Origin of the sequence: Sorangium sp. So ce295 (assembly GCF_051527405.1) — a bacterium.
Lineage (GTDB): Bacteria > Myxococcota_A > Polyangia > Polyangiales > Polyangiaceae > Sorangium > Sorangium cellulosum_B.
Window position 1 is genome coordinate 12,721,337 of record NZ_CP150324.1, and the last position, 15,161, is coordinate 12,736,497.

A 15,161-nucleotide genomic window follows, 5' to 3' on the forward strand; every position below is an offset into this window, starting at 1 on the left:
GTTGCGGTGAACGCGCCGGAAGCGCCGTCGCACATGCCCGCGGGGATGTGGTCGCGCCCACGATATGCCACGTTGCTTGTCATGCTGAACGCCTCTGCGCAAGCGCCGTGTCCGAGCGCTTCGCGGCGTCCCGCCGAGGGCGATCGGGGGAGAAGAGCCCGCGACGGCCGGGCGAGTTTCGTGAAGGACGGGCGCGCGTCCCTGCTCGTGGTCACTCGTAGTGGACCGACTCCGCCGCGTTGCTCCGCCCCGCGCTCCGCGCGGGATAGAGCGACGCGAAGAGCGCCACCGCGGTCGCGCCGAGCGCCGTGAACAGGCCGTACTCCGGCGGGATATGGAACTCGACCTCGAAGGTCGACACCGTGCGCAGCGCGCCGAGCGCCGCGGAGCCCAGCGGGATCCCGAGCAGCACGGCCAGCGTCCCGCCCAGCGCGCCCACCAGCGCGCCTTCCATCAGGACCATCCGGCGGACCTGCCCCGCCGTCATGCCGAGCACGCGGTGCAGCGCGAGCTCCCGGCGCCGCGCGTGCAGCGCCAGGACCATCTGGTTCGCCACGCCGATCGCCGCGAGCACGGTCGTGAAGCCGAGGATCATGTCGAAGATCACGAAGTCGCGCCCCGTCGCCTTCCGGCGGATGGCCTCGATCTCGACCCCCGTCTGCATCCGGACGTCGCGGGCGCGCGGCACGTCGGCGAGGAGCTCGGCCCAGGGCGGCGTCGCCGAGCCGCCCCGCGCGGCCGCGGCGCCGGTCTGGGGATCGGCGAGGGCGATCGTGTGTCCGATCGCGGTCGCGTACGGGGAGATGACCGGGAAATCGGACGCGTCGATGACCGCGTACGTGCGCAGGTTGCGGTACGCGCCGGCCGCGTGGACGTAGCCGAGCTCGTCGGTGATGCCGACGACCTCGAGGCGGCGCGTGCCGGCGCGGCCGCCCACCTCGAGTTGGTCGCCGGGGCCGACGCCGAAGCGGCGGGCCATCATCGTGGAGACGAGCGCCTTGCCCGGGCCGAAGCGGCGGGCGAGCGCGATCGGCTCGGCGCGGCCCGTGGCCTCGGCGAGCGCGAGGAGCTCGTCGGCGGGGACGGCGTAGGCGACGTTGGGCCACGGGGTGCGGCTCGAGAACCGCGCCGCCACGAGGCGCTCGGGCAACCGCGGCAGCAGGCGCTCGGCGTGGCCGAGCGGCTCGTCGGGGTAGAGGAACGCGTAGGGCGCGAGGGCGCGGCCGGCCCAGGCCGAGACCTCCTGCTTGAGCGCCGTCGTGGCGATGTGCAGCGCGAGCAGGAGGGCGAACACCATCATCACGCCGCCGACGCTCCAGGCGAGCTCGTGGCCGCTGTGCTCGACCCGGCGCTGCAAGAGGAGCCGCTCGGCGGCCCAGCGGCGCGGCGCGAGGCGGACGGCGAGCGCGCCGAGGCGGGCGACGAGGTCCGGGACGAAGACGATGGCGGCGAGGAACGCCGCGCACGCGAGGCCCGCCTCGAGCACGAAGAAGGCGAACAGCGGGACGGACTCCTGGAAGAACGGGCGCAGCAGGCCGTAGACGAGCACCATGAACGGCAGCGCGAGCAGCGTGACGCCGCGCATGCGCCGCCGCTGCTCGGCCCCGCCCTCGACGAAGCGCGGGCGCAGGGCGCGCGCGATGTCGAGGCGGAGCGCGTCGCGCACCGGGCGCAGGACGCCGAGCAGCGCGGTCAGGGCGCCGGTGCCGCAGACGAGCAGCATCGCGCTCCAGGGCAGGACGATGGCGTTGAGCGGGATGCGCGCGCGGCCCGTCGTCGTGATGCCCGCCTTCGCGGCGAGGTACGCGAGCGGGATCGACCCGAGCAGGCCGAGCGCGGCGCCGCCGACGCCGAGCAGCAGGGCCTCGAGGACGAAGACCGCCGCGACCTGCGGCGGCAGCGCGCCGGCGCTGCGCAGCAGGGCGATCTCGCGGCGGCGGCGCTCGACGGCGACGTTGAAGGTGAAGAAGACGATGAGGGCGCCGACGAGGAACGCGGAGAGCGAGCCGAGGCGGATCGCGGACCGCATGATCTCGTAGTCCTCGTGGGTCTCCTCCTGGGCGTCCTCCGCGTCGATGGGCTGCCCGTCGGGGCGGAGGCCGCGCAGGGTGATTGTCTGATCGGTGAAGACGGGGAGGTCGGGGTTGGTGACGGCGCTCCTCGCCTCGACGGCGCGCGTCCCGACGTCGAGGATGAGGACGACGTTGACGGTGGCCGTGCCGAGGGCGACGCCGAGCACGGCGGCCATGGCGCCGAAGCGGTCGGCGCGCAGGTTGCGCAGGGCGAGGATCCGGACGAGCGGCTGGAGGAGGGCGCGGAGGAGGAGGAGCATTCAGATGCCGAGCTCTTTCAGCCGATCGTGGACGGCGGCCGAGGTGACGGCGGGGCCCGCGAGGGCGGCGTCGTGCAGGAGCAGGCCGTCGCGCATGAAGACGACGCGGTGGGCGCGGGCGGCGTCCTCGGCGTTGTGCGTGACGAGGAGCATGGCGCTGCCGGCGTCGCGGAGGGCGTCGGCGAGCAGCGCCATGATGCGGCGGCCGGTCGCGACGTTGACGTTGCCTGTCGGCTCGTCGGCGAGCACGAGCGCGGGGCGGCGGACGAGGGCGCGGGCGATGGAGATGAGCTGCATCTCGCCGCCGGACATCTGCGACGGCAGGTGCTCGGCGCGGGCGCGCATGCCGACGCGATCGAGCATGCGCGACGCGGCGTCGTGGTCGGGCGCGGCGCCGTCGATGAGGTAGGGGAGGACGATGTTCTCGTAGCCGGTGAGGGTCGGGACGAGGTTGAAGAACTGGTAGACGATGCCGACGCGGCGGCGGCGCAGGAGCGTCCGCCCGTGCTCGTCGAGGGCGGCCATGTCCTCGCCGAGCACGCGGATCTCGCCGCGATCGGGCGACTCGAGGCCGGCGACGCACGAGAGCAGCGTGCTCTTGCCGACGCCGGAGGGGCCCATGATCGCGCACATCTCGCCGGCGTGGATGTCGAGGTCGACGCCGCGGAGCACCTCGATGGGCGTCGCGCCGAGCGCGTGGGACTTGTGGAGGTTGCGGACGCGGAGGACGGCCTCGTCGGAGGCAGGGGTCGAGGGGGTGCTCATGGGCGTGCGCGGTGCCGGGCTCGTCGAAATTACCGCGTGGATGATACCGTCAGGGGGGTCGACGATGCGTGTCTCTCCGCTCACGGAGAGAACATTTCCTGAAGGACGGCCACGGTGCGCGTGAGGGGCGCCGGCGCGTGGCGACCAAGACGACGGGCGAGACGCTCCCGGTCGACGGTACCAAGCGGATCGATGACGGCTTGCCCGCTCTTGTCCGAGAAGTGGCACGGCACACGGAACGTGTAGGGCTGCCCGCTGCCCTCCCGTCGTGAGAGGTGCCACGATTTGTGTCCGAGTGAGGTCCGTGCGATCCTCGATGACTCCTCGCGACTCTCGATGGGCTGATGGAGCGCTCGATGAAAGCCAAGATGGCTGAGACCACGATACCGCTTCGGCTGAAGCGCACGGCATCGCTTGGGTGGCTTACCGCGGCCTGCTGCGCCGCGGTTATCGCAGGTTGTGGAGCGGAGTTACCCCCCGCCGCGAGCGGGGATGGCGGCGGGGGCACGGGGGCGGCGGGCGGTGAAGTCTCGGCGGGGGAGGGGGGCGGCGGGGGCACGGGGGCGACGGGCGGTGAAGTCTCGGCGGGGGAGGGGGGCGGCGGAGGCACGATCCACTGCGCCCCCGACACCACCCTCTGCGGCGGCGGGTGCGTCGACACCGCGGTGGATCCTGCGAACTGCGGCGGGTGCGAGCGCGACTGCGGTGCGGAAATCCTCTGCGTCGCGGGCGCGTGCATCGCGCCTGCGTGCTCCGAGCCTGGATTCCCGGGGTTGACGACGCCGCTGCGCTTCGGCTGGCGGGCCATGACCGCGGCGGATCTGAACGGCGACGGCAGGGCCGATCTCGCCGTCGCTGCCGGCGTCACCGTGAGCGTGCTGCTCAGCCGCGGCGATGGCACCTTCGCGCTGGAGGTCGACTACGACGCAGGCGAAATGGCCTCATCGATCGCTGCTGCGGACCTGAACGGCGACGGCAGCGCCGACCTCGCCATCACGGATTATGGCAGCGACGAGGTGAGCGTGCTCATGAACCACGGCGACGGCACCTTCGCTTCCCGGGTCACTTACCCTGCGGGCAGCGGCCTCAGCTCGGTGGTGGCGGCGGACCTGAACCACGACGGCAGTCCCGATCTCGCCGTCCTGAGCCGCTTGACCGACGAGGTGAACGTGCTGCTCAACCGGGGCGACGGCACCTTCGCCGCACCGGTCGACTATCTTCTGGACGGGTACCCCGGCGAGATCTCGGCCGCGGACGTGAACGGCGATGGGTCGCCCGATCTCGCGGTCAGCGGCCGCGGCGTGAGCGTGCTGCTCAATCAGGGCGATGGCACGTTCAGTCCACAGGTCCGCTACGAAGCGGATCGAGGCTTCCACGCCATCGTCACGGAGGACTTGAACGGCGACGACCGGCTCGACGTCGTGGTCGCAGACGACCTCACCGACTGCGTGGTCGTGCTGCTCAACCAGGGAGACGGCACCTTCGCGGCGTCGACAGACTACGCCGCGGGCCTCGACCCCAGGTACGTGGCGGCGGCGGACCTGAATGGAGACGGTAGGCTCGACCTCGTCGCGACCAGCCAAGCCGAGGTCCGGGTGATGTTGAATCGTGGCGACGGCACCTTCGCCGCGGCGGTCGACTACCGGGTGGGCGCGTACCCCTACTTGATCGCCGCGGCGGACCTGAACAGCGACGGCAAGGCTGACCTCGCCGTCGCCACCGACGGCGCGTCCCTCCAGGGCTCGGGTGAGGTGCGCGTCCTGGTCAACCGGGGAGATGGCACCTTTGGGCCCGCCGTGGCCTCTGCTGCCGGCTACGACGTCGGCTCGGACCTCAGCTGGAATGCGCGCTCGATGGCCGCAGCGGATCTGAACGGCGATGGCAGGCCGGACCTCGCGGTCGCGAGCGTCGACCGCGATGCTGTCAGCCTGCTCGTCAACCAGGGAGACGGCACCTTCGCCGTACAGGACAGCTACCCCGCGGGGAGGACCCCGCTGGCCGTCGCCGCGGCGGATCTGAACGGCGACAGCATGCCCGACCTCGCCGTCGCGAACTATGAGACCAGGGCCGTGAGCGTGCTGCTGAGCGAGGGCGACGGCACCTTCGCCAGCCCCCGGAGTCATGAAGTGCATCGCCCTCCCGCCTCGATCGTGGCGGCGGACCTGGACGGCGATGGCACGCCCGACCTCGCCGTCGGCAGCTCGGACACCAACCTTGTGAGCGTGCTGCTGAACGAGGGCGACGGCACCTTCGCCGGCTCGCTGAGCTACGCCGTGCATGGCGTCCCTGCTGCGATCGCCGCGGCGGACCTCGACGGCGACGGCCGGACCGATCTCGCGGTCGCCAACAGCGATGCCAACGACGTGAGCCTCCTCGTCAACCATGGCGACGGGACGTTCGCTGCCCCGCTCAACTATGGGACAGACGCGGTGCCCGTCTCGATCGCCGTCGCGGACCTGAACGGAGACGGCCGGCCCGACCTCGCCGTGGCGAACAGGGGGACCTCCGACGTGAGCGTGCTGCTCAACCGAGGCAACGGCGCCCTCGCAGCGCCGGTCAATTACCCGGCGGGCCCATCGCCGCTCGTGATCACGGCTGCGGACCTGAACGGCGACGGCCGGCCCGACCTCGCTGTCGGATACGACGGCGGTGGCAACTCCATCGTGAGCGTGCTGGTCAACCAGGGGGACGGCACCTTCGCGCGCGCGCTGGACTACGGCATGAATCGCGCGTCGACGTCGATGGTGGCGGCCGATCTCGATGGCGACGGCATGCGCGATCTCGCCGTCTTGAACCCGGCCGCCCACGTGACCGTCTTCATGAACGCCTGCCTGCCTTAGCCGGACAGTTCCTTGAGCCCAAGGGGGAGATCATGCCGCGCGACGACGCAGCGTTGGATCGTAAGGCGCCAGGTATCCCGTGGAGATCAGCTCGATGGACATGACCCGGATCGGGACGAGGCACCGTGCCGTGTGGCAGGCAGCCGCAGCGCTGTGCGCGGCTGGCGGTTGGTTGCTGCTGGCAGCGTGCGGGGGGGACGCGCCTCCGGTGGAAGCTGGCGCCGCCGGCGGCGGGGGGATGACGGCCACGACCGGCGACGGAGGCGGCGGCGGAGGCGGCGGAGGCGGCGGTGCGACGACGGGAGAGACGGCAGGTGGTGGGGCGCCGAGCTGCGGCGCACCAGGATTGACCTCGTGTGGGGACGAGTGCACCGACACGATGACGGACTTCGCGAACTGCGGGCGATGCGGGAACCGCTGCCCCGCCGGGATGCTCTGCTCGGCGGGCGTGTGCGCCGCGCCCGCGTGCACGGGCACGTTCGCCGCGCCGTTCAACAACTCCGTGGTGGACTCACCGACGGACATCGCGGTGGCGGATCTGGACGATGACGGCAGGCCCGATATTGCCGCCGTGTCGAACAGTGACCGGGTGGGCGTGCTGCTCAATCAGGGCGATGGCGCTTTCCTCGTGTCCGCCTTCTTCCCGACGGGCTCGAGCGGCAGCGACTCGATCGCGGCGGCGGACGTGAACGGCGACCGTCGGAGCGACCTGGTCGTCGCGGGCTTCTTCAGCCGCGGCGTGAGCGTGCTGCTCAATCAGGGCGGCGGCGCCTTCGGCTCGCCGGTCAGCGTCGGGACGGGGGCGCATGCCACCGCGGTCGAGGCGGCGGACCTGAACGGCGATGGCAGCGTCGACCTCGCTGTCGCCAACAACGAGGACAACAACGTGAGCGTGCTGCTCAACCAGGGGACAGGCACGTTCCGTGAGTCTGTGGCGTATCCCGTGGGCTCGGTGCCCCTCTCGCTCGTCGCGGCGGACCTGAACGGGGATGGCAAACCCGATCTCGCGGTCCCGAACTACCGAGGCGGCGACGTGAGCGTGCTGCTCAACCGAGGTGACGGGACGTTGGATGCGGCGGTGAGCTACCCTGCGGGTTCCGGGCTCGCGTCGGTCGCGGCGGCAGACCTGAACGGAGACGGCTGGCTCGACGTCGTCGTCACGAACGCGTTCGACAGCGAGGTGAGCGTGCTGTTCAACCGAGGCGATGGGACGTTGGATGCCGCGGTGAGCTACCCTGCGGGCCGGACCCCTCAATCGATCACGACCGCGGACATCGACGGCGATGGCGCGATCGACGTCGTCGTCGCGAATTCTTTCATCAACAGCCTGAGCGTGCTGCCCAACCGAGGCGACGGCACGCTCGGAGCTCCGGTCAGCTACGCCGCATACACGCACCCTCGCGCCGTCGCTGCGGTGGATCTGAACGGCGACGGCGCGCCCGATCTCGCCGCAGCAAACAGCGACGGCGGCGCGAGCGTGCTGCTGAGCGCATGTCTGCCGTAGCCTCGCGACCTCCCCCGGCGCGTCCGGTCGGCGTACGTGGCGCGGCGCTGCTTCCCGGCGGGCTGGCCCATGGGCGAAGCCTGCACGGGCGCGGGCGGCGAGGCAAGGCGGTGAGAGCAGGGTAGGTCGGCGCGTCGGTGACCGGGGCAGGGCTACGACCGCGATCACTGGCGCGAGCCCGAGTGCGTGCGGGTTTCGCTGATCAGGAGATCCGGGAATGCGTCCAAGCGCTCGGGTGGTGTGATCCGGAGCCTCGGTGACGCGCACTGGCACGAGCCCCGTCGCGCGTCTTAAGGATCATCTCGACAAGGATGTGAGGGGGTCGATGCGGACGATCAAACAGATCATCGCGGCGCGCGCATCAGAGATCATCGAATTCTGGGCTGACGAAGCGAACAAAGCAGCGGTGGCGCGGGGGCTGGCGCGCCCGGAGCTGACAGACATGATGCCCAAGTACGTGCGGTCGCTCGCGCGTGGGTGGGACGGGGAGGAAGTGCACCGCGAGCGAAACGAGCTCATCGAGAGCCATCTGTCCTCCCGCTTGCGTGCCGGCTTCAGCCTCGAGGAGGCGCTGGAAGAGTTCGCCATCCTCGGCCGTGCGATCGTGCGCACCTGGTCCGTCGCAGCCGCCGAAGCGCCGCCGAGCCTGGAGGAGATCGATCGCCTCTTCGCCGAGATCCACGCCCGTTCCATGTTCGTGACGCGAGCGTTCCGGCAACACCTCCTGGAGGACGAGCAAGCCGAGAAGCGCTACCTGCGGCTGCTCCATGACCCGTTCTTGCAGCCTTTCGGCGGAGAGGCGCCCCTGTCGTCGAAGCGTTTGAGGAAGGTCCTCGAGGTCGTCATGGAGTCGATGGACGCCGATACGGCTGCGTTGCTGTTGCACGACATCAGGACCGGGAAGCTGGAGATGGTCGCTTCGGTGGGCGTGGCCGACGAGCCGTTCGTCGAGTACGTGCGAATTGTCGACGCCTCGTCCTTCGCAGGCGCCGTCGCCTTGCAGGACTATGCGATGTCGATGCGCGACGTGGAGACCACGTTGCTCGACGTGCCGGATAGACTGCGGCACAGCGGCATCCACTCGCTGCTCGGCATCCGTCTCCCGCCGCAGCGTTCTCTCATGGGTGTCCTGTACATCGGCCTCCGTGAAAAGCGGACGTTCACCGTTCGTGAGACGCGGCGTATCGCGGCGGTTGGCGAGCGGCTCGCGCTCCACCTCGATAACGCCAGACTCTATACGGAGCTGCTCGAACAGCTCGGTGCCCTGCGCGTCGCGCGCGAGGTACGAAACCAGTTCGTCTCGGTCCTGGCGCACGATCTCCGTGGTCCGCTGTCGGCCGCGAGGATGGCCGCGACGCTGCTGGCCGCGCAGCCGGACGCGAGCGGGCCGAGCGTCGCAAAGCGGGTCGAGGTCATCGTCCGCAACCTGGATCGGGCGGACCACATGGTGACCGATCTACTCGACGCCGATCGGATTCACGCCGGCCGGCGCCTCTCGGTCACGCTCGAGGAGTGCAACCTGGGCGAGCTCGGCCGCGAGCTCGTCGACGAAATCGCGGCCGATCACCCTGACCGCATCGTGCTGCATGCAGACTCGGGCGTCCGAGGGATCTGGGGTGCCTCGGAGCTGCGACGCGCGCTCTGGAACCTGATCTCGAACGCGCTCAAGTACGGCGCGAAGGACGCGCCGATCGCCGTCGCCATCACGAAGCTGCGGGACGGCGTCGAGATGAGCGTGCACAACGAGGGCGCGCCGATCCCGCCGGAAGCACAAGAGACGCTGTTCGATCCGTTCATGCGCGCCGCGGGCGAGCACCGCGCACAGGGATGGGGCCTCGGTCTGATGCTGGTACGCGCCTGCGCCGAAGCGCACGGCGGGAGCGTCCATGTGGACAGCGCTCCCGGTCGCGGTACGACGTTCACGATGCGGCTGCCAGTGGACGCGCGACCGGCCCAGGGCTGGACGTGAGGCGTTCTGCTCGTCGCCATCGGCCGCCTTGGTTGGGCGACCGGTATATCGACGTTCTCTGTAGGCTCGGGCGCACGCTCCTGCCCGGACGGAATGCACTCCCTCTGCCCGTCAGCGCGTCGTGGTATTCTTCGGTGCATGAAGACGATGGCGTTCGGAGCGGTGGGCGAGATCTTCGTGCTTCTACAGGGAAAGATGGCGCCGTCCGACGAGGAGTGGAACCTGTACCTCGACGCGATTGTGGCTCATTTTCAGGGGCGTACCCGTACGCGCACGCTGATCGTGACGGACGGCAGCGCGCCGTCTCCGGCCCAGTGGCAGCGCATGATGAGCCACCCATGTTCATCCTTGTTTCGCATGCCGAGCAAGATCTGCCTGGTGACAGGCTCGACATTCGTTCGTGGAGTGGTCCATGGTATGGACACGCCGGAGCTGAATCCGTTCAGTGGTCAATATCAGGTCTTCACGAGAGACCGGATCATGGATGCGCTGCGGGCGCTGGACGCCTCGCCCGTCGAACAGAGGGAGGCTGTTGCGCTTGTGGACCAGCTCCAGCAGACGCTCGGCAAGAGCTGACGGCTCTTCGCGCCGCGGCAATCGTCCCGACCCGATGATAGAAAGGAAAGCAGTCCCACGATCTGTCCGAAGGACGAATTCGCGGTGCCGAGGGGCCGCGCAACGCAGCTCCGCCTGACGCGCGCACCGGCGGGCGCGGCGTGGTATCCTGGGACGAACCCAGCGCGCCTGGTGATCGCAGGAGGGGACCCATGGGGGACAGCGGGAACACACGGCTCGGCGCCCCCGAGCTCGCGTCGAACGAGGTGTTGAGAGCGGTCGCGGCGGGCACGGCGACGCTCGCGCAGGGGGCGCACGGCGACGGCGTGCGCGCCTTGCAAGAGGCGCTCGGCGCGATCGGCGAGGCGATGAAGGCCGACGGCTCGTTCGGGCCGAAGACGCACGCCGCCATCGTCGCGCTGCAAGGCGGGGAGGGCCTGCCGCAGACGGGTGTCGTGGACGCCGCGACGATCGCCGCCCTCGACAGGCGCCTAGGGGCCCGGCGTGCGCAGCCGCTCGAGGAGGCCATGGCCAGGGCCGCGGGGCTCAGCCCGGAGGAGGTGGCGGCGCTCGGCCGCAAGGCGACAGCGGTTCAGGCGTCCGCCGCGGCTTCGCGCCACGATCAGGGCTATTTCACGGACGCGAAGGGGCTCCCGCGGGTCGTGCCCGGGGCCGCGCCGGACCCGGACTCGCCGCCGCCCTCTGTGGACTCCGTCGGCGACAGGCCTACGACCACCGCCGCCGGCGCGCTCGCCGCCGATCGGAGCGCGCGCCTCGACGAGGTCCGGCGTGCGCTCCGGGGCGACGCGCGCGCGCTGGCCGCGCTCGACAGGCTGCTCGCCGCGGGCCGGCTGCACGCGGGGGCGCTGCTGCCGAACCTCGCGACCATGGCGGGTGTGCAGCGCGATGGCAGGCTCGTGCTCGAGGGCGGCATCGATCCGCACCTCGTGCTCGCGCAGACGATCCGGCACGTGGACAACCCGCTGCGCGTCAAGCAGGGGGCGCGCCACGGCACGTGCGGCGCGGGGACGATGGAGTACGTCCTGCTGCGCGCCGATCCGGCCGAGTTCACGCGGCTCCTCGACGGGATCACGCGGGAGGCGGGCGAGGTGACGCTCCGCTCCGGCCGCGTGCTCAGGATGCCGCGCAACGCGGTCCAGCGCGACGCCTCGGGCCGCATCGACATCGACCGGCTGTTCCAGTCCGCGCTCATGAACCACGCGACCCTGATGAGCTGGATCTTCGATTACGACAACCCCGAGGACAACGACTCGTTCTGGGCTGCGCTGGGGGGCGACTCGCGCGTCCCGCTCGGCAACTTCACGAGCCTGTTCCAGGACATCATGGGCGGCAGCTACACGAGCGTCTCGGCGCTGCTGCGCAGCGGGGCGTCTGTCGCTGAGGATGTCGCCGGAGCCTTGGGACGCGGGGAGAAGGTGCCCGTTCTCCTGAAGTGGGAAGGTGGCTACCACTGGGTTGCGGCCGAGAAGATCGAGCGTGGGGCGGACGGCGCGCCTGTCTCGGTGATCCTGCGCAATCCTGGGGGGTCGGACAGCTGCCAGGGTGTCCCGCCCCGCGTGCCGCTGCCGGAGGCGTGCGGGCGCTTTCGCATGAAGTACGCGGATCTCGCGGCGCATATCCACGGGGCGACCATCAGGGGGTGAACCCCGCGGGGAGGGGAGCCCCGCAGGGCTTGGAGTGAAGGCGGGGCCTTTGCAGGGATGAGGTGGTGATGGCGTCGCTTTTCCAGGGGGAGCGGGTTGATGCGATCGGGCGGGTTTGCAAGGGGGCCGAGGTCGGTGTCGACCTGGTGTTCGTGAGCGCTGGCGCTACTGCGTCAGACCGGCGAAACGAGTGGGTCCGGATGCCATGAATGCTGCGACGAGAGCCCGTGGGGAAGGCACGACGACGGTCCCCTCGCGGGGCGCGCCGGCAGGAGCCGGGCTGGTCTCGTGCATCATGCCGACCTTCAACCGGCGTGCCTTCGTGCCGCAGGCCATCGCTTGCTTTCTGGCCCAGGACTACGAACCGAGAGAGCTGATCATCCTGGACGACGGCAGCGACCCGGTGGCCGATCTGGTGCCCTCCGACGCGCGGATTCGCTACCGGCGCCTCTCGCGACGCCTGAACGTGGGCCAGAAGCGCAACCTGGCCTGCGCCGAAGCGCGCGGCGAGATCATCGTGCACTGGGATGATGATGACTGGAGCGCTCCCTTTCGAATCAGCTACCAGCTCGCGGAGCTGATCGGTGATCAGGCAGACCTGTGCGGAGCTGCGCGCATTCTGTACTGGGACGAAGAGCATGACCGGGCCTGGTGGTACAGCAACGCGAGCACCCCGCGTCTTCTCGCCGGTAACACGCTGTGTTACACGCGCGCGCACTGGTCGCGGCGACGCTTCGCACCGGTGCAGGTCGGCGAGGACGTACGGTTTGTGCGCGCCTCGGCCGATGCGAAGCAGGTCGTCCTGACGCGTGCGGACTTTCTGGTCGCCCGCATCCACCGCGACAACGTGAGTCCCAAGCGCACTGTGAGCCCGACCTGGCAACGCGCCGAAGTCGAGGAGGTCCGGCGCATCGTGGGGGTGCAGGAGAGCGCGCCGGAGGCCGTCCGGTCCGACAGCACCGCGAGCGTACCGCTCGTGTCCTGCATCATGCCCACGTTCCAGCGACGCCCCTTCGTCCCGCTCGCCATCACGTACTTCCAGCGCCAGACCTATCCGAACCTCGAGCTGATCGTGGTGGACGACGGCCCGAGCGTACGCGACCTGATGCCCGCCGATCCGCGCGTTCGCTACCTGCGCTTACCCACGCGCTGGTCGATCGGGGCCAAACGCAACCTGGCCGTGCAGAAGGCTCGCGGACAGATCATCGTGCACTGGGACGACGACGACTGGCACGCGCCGACGCGCGTAGCGACCCAGGTCGCACCGATCCTGACAGGCCAGGCTGACGCGACGTATCTGGACATGCAGCTCGTGTTGAGCCTGCGCGACGCGCAGCTCGCGCGCTGCACGCCCGCGCTGCACACCCAGCTCCACGGGCATGGCGGCTGTCCGGGCACGCTGGCGTTCAGGCGTGCGCTCTGGGGCAAGGCGCGCTACCCGGCAGTGCAGGTCGCCGAGGACGTGTCGTTCATCCGCCAGCTCGCGCGCACCGGAGCGCGCATCGAGCGCCTGCGCGACGAGCGACAGTTCATCGTCGTGCGTCACGCGGCCAACACCTGGGATGCTGGGCGCGACTGGGGAGACGCGCTGGTCGAGGCAGCTCCGGAGGATCTCGCCGCGCTCTCGCCGGACTGGTCACACTACGAGCGTCTGCATGCGGCGCTCGCGCTGCCGCGTCCGCTCGACAGGCGGACGCCCCCGGCCAGCCGCGCCAGCGCTCCGTTTCCCGACACGGCGCTGGTCGTCAGTCTCGCCCGTAGCAGTGCCAGACGCGCGCACATGCAAGCGCAGCTCGCGGCCCTGGGTGATGGGCTGCGCGGAGAGCTGCTCGAAGCGGTCGACGGGCGCACGCTCGATCTCGCCGCCTTTCGCGAGGCCGCCTGGCTGCGCGAGGCGAGCTGGCTGCGTCGGGAGCTGCGGCCGGGCGAGGTAGGCTGCTGGCTGTCGCACCTAGAGGCGCTGCAGACGCTGGTCGCGCGCGACCTCGACTGCGGTCTCGTGCTCGAGGACGACGTGTGCCTCGTGCCGGACTTTCCGCGAGCGCTGAGCGAGCGGCTCGCGGCGCTGCGTCAGGCCGGAAGCGGCTATCAAGCGCTGATGCTCGACTGTTACGAAGGCCGCGGAAGCTGGGCTCCCCGCGCGCCACGAAGCCTGCTGCCCGGCGGGTTCTTCCAGCTCGGTGTCTCCGCCCGCGGGTGTCCTGGCGCACGCGCCTATCTGGTGACGCGCGACGGGGCGCGGCGGCTGCTTCAGCGCCTGTGCTCGGGCCCGATCGACCAGCCGTTCGACGAGGTGCTGCGGGAACAGTCCGAGCGCGGCTTGCGCGTCTTGTGCGCCCATCCCTCCCTGATCCATGGCTCCGGTCACGATTCGCTGATCATCGAGGCAGCTGCGCCCTCCACGGCCGCGCGCTTCGAGCCCGCGCAGTACCTCGCCACCGTCGAGCGCCACGCCCGAAGCCCGTGGTGGAAGAGCCCTCCGCGTGAAGGGGCTCCCTTGCGCCGCGCGACGCCGTCGGTCGCCCCCGACGAGCCAGCACGCGTGCTCTTGCTCGTCTGGGAGCGAGACTGGGTGGGCACGCTGCGCCTGCCCAGGGCGCTGGCCGGCGCGGGAGCGAGTCCCTGCGCCCTGGCGCCGGAAGGGAGCGCGCTGCTCGCAGCCTCCGAGCTCGCCGCCCAGCGCAGCTACGCGGCGCGCCCCGAGGCATGTCGCAGCGCGCTGCTCGCGGCCTGCCATGCCTTGCGTCCCGAGCTGATCCTCCCGTGCGACGATCGATCCGCTCATCTCCTGGCCCAGCTGCTCACGGACGCACTGGCCGGCAAACGGCGCCTGGACCCGCGCCTGCGCAGCCTGCTGCGCCGCTCGCTCGGCACCGGGCCCTATCTCGAGCGGGTGACGCGCGCCGGCTTCGCGCGCATCGCGCGCCGGGCGGGCGTCCGCCTGCCGGATCAGCGCGACGTGCGTGCGCGCGCCGAAGCGGAGGTCGCGGCCGCGCTGCTCGGAGGGCCCGTGGTGCTCAAGCGCGACGACGGCTCGTCGGCTGGAGCGGGCGTGCGGGTGGTGAGCGGCCCGGACGGGCTGCAGCGCGCCTGGTGCGAGCTCTTCACGAGCGACCAGGGCAATGCCGTGCTGCAGCGCCACGTCGCGGGCATGCCTGCGATGGCCACGTTCGCCGCCTTCGAAGGTCACTTGCTCGGCGTGCTGACCGCGGAGAAGACCGAGACCCACGGCCCGCTCGGTCCCTCGCGGGTGACCACGTTCGTGGAGGATGGACGCATGGTCGAGATGACCCGGCGGTTCGCGCGCGAGGCAGGGTTCACCGGCATCGGCAGTATCGACTTCATCCGCGGTCCCGAACACGGACCGGTGGCCATCGAGTTCAACGCGCGTCCCACGCCTCTCGCGAGCCGCGGGGCGGAAGTGGGCATGGACTTGTTCGAGGCGCTGATGGTGCGCCTGAGAGGCGGGCGCGTGCCTGGCGCGACCGGGCGGAGGAGCGCTTGATCCGAGCCGGATCGAGACGAGCGCCCG

Annotated in this window: 8 protein-coding genes; 6 read left to right on the forward strand and 2 right to left on the reverse strand. The window is 70.8% G+C overall.

Annotated elements, in window-relative coordinates; genetic code table 11:
- Positions 1-211 precede the first annotated feature (211 nt).
- Both WMF11_RS48110 and WMF11_RS48115 read right to left on the reverse strand, forming a co-directional pair.
- Positions 212-2,332 (reverse strand): FtsX-like permease family protein, encoded by a 2,121-nt coding sequence (locus tag WMF11_RS48110; protein WP_437975552.1) that lies wholly within the window; start codon positions 2,330-2,332, stop codon positions 212-214.
- The gene (locus tag WMF11_RS48115; RefSeq protein WP_012241252.1) at positions 2,333-3,097 is read right to left on the reverse strand and encodes an ABC transporter ATP-binding protein; all 765 of its coding nucleotides are present in this window, start codon (positions 3,095-3,097) and stop codon (positions 2,333-2,335) included.
- A 356-nt stretch (positions 3,098-3,453) separates the two neighbouring features.
- On the opposite strand from WMF11_RS48115, the gene WMF11_RS48120 reads away from it, so the two are divergent.
- From WMF11_RS48120 to WMF11_RS48145, 6 genes are all read left to right on the forward strand, one after another.
- Complete coding sequence (locus tag WMF11_RS48120) at positions 3,454-5,937, forward strand: FG-GAP-like repeat-containing protein (RefSeq protein ID WP_437975553.1); 2,484 nt, start codon at positions 3,454-3,456, stop codon at positions 5,935-5,937.
- A 208-nt stretch (positions 5,938-6,145) separates the two neighbouring features.
- Positions 6,146-7,441 carry an FG-GAP-like repeat-containing protein gene (locus WMF11_RS48125; RefSeq protein WP_437975554.1) on the forward strand — a complete coding sequence of 432 codons (1,296 nt, stop codon included), beginning with the start codon at positions 6,146-6,148 and terminating at the stop codon, positions 7,439-7,441.
- A gap of 325 nt (positions 7,442-7,766) precedes the next feature.
- Positions 7,767-9,410 carry an ATP-binding protein gene (locus WMF11_RS48130; RefSeq protein WP_437975555.1) on the forward strand — a complete coding sequence of 548 codons (1,644 nt, stop codon included), beginning with the start codon at positions 7,767-7,769 and terminating at the stop codon, positions 9,408-9,410.
- 138 nt (positions 9,411-9,548) lie between these two features.
- Positions 9,549-9,986: a hypothetical protein gene (locus WMF11_RS48135; RefSeq protein ID WP_437905739.1), complete on the forward strand. Its 438-nt coding sequence runs from the start codon at positions 9,549-9,551 to the stop codon at positions 9,984-9,986.
- 191 nt (positions 9,987-10,177) lie between these two features.
- Positions 10,178-11,629 (forward strand): peptidoglycan-binding domain-containing protein, encoded by a 1,452-nt coding sequence (locus WMF11_RS48140; protein WP_437975556.1) that lies wholly within the window; start codon positions 10,178-10,180, stop codon positions 11,627-11,629.
- Between the two features lie 295 nt (positions 11,630-11,924).
- On the forward strand, positions 11,925-15,134 hold the full coding sequence (locus WMF11_RS48145) for a glycosyltransferase (RefSeq protein WP_437975557.1): 3,210 nt from the start codon (positions 11,925-11,927) through the stop codon (positions 15,132-15,134).
- Positions 15,135-15,161: the final 27 nt, after the last annotated feature.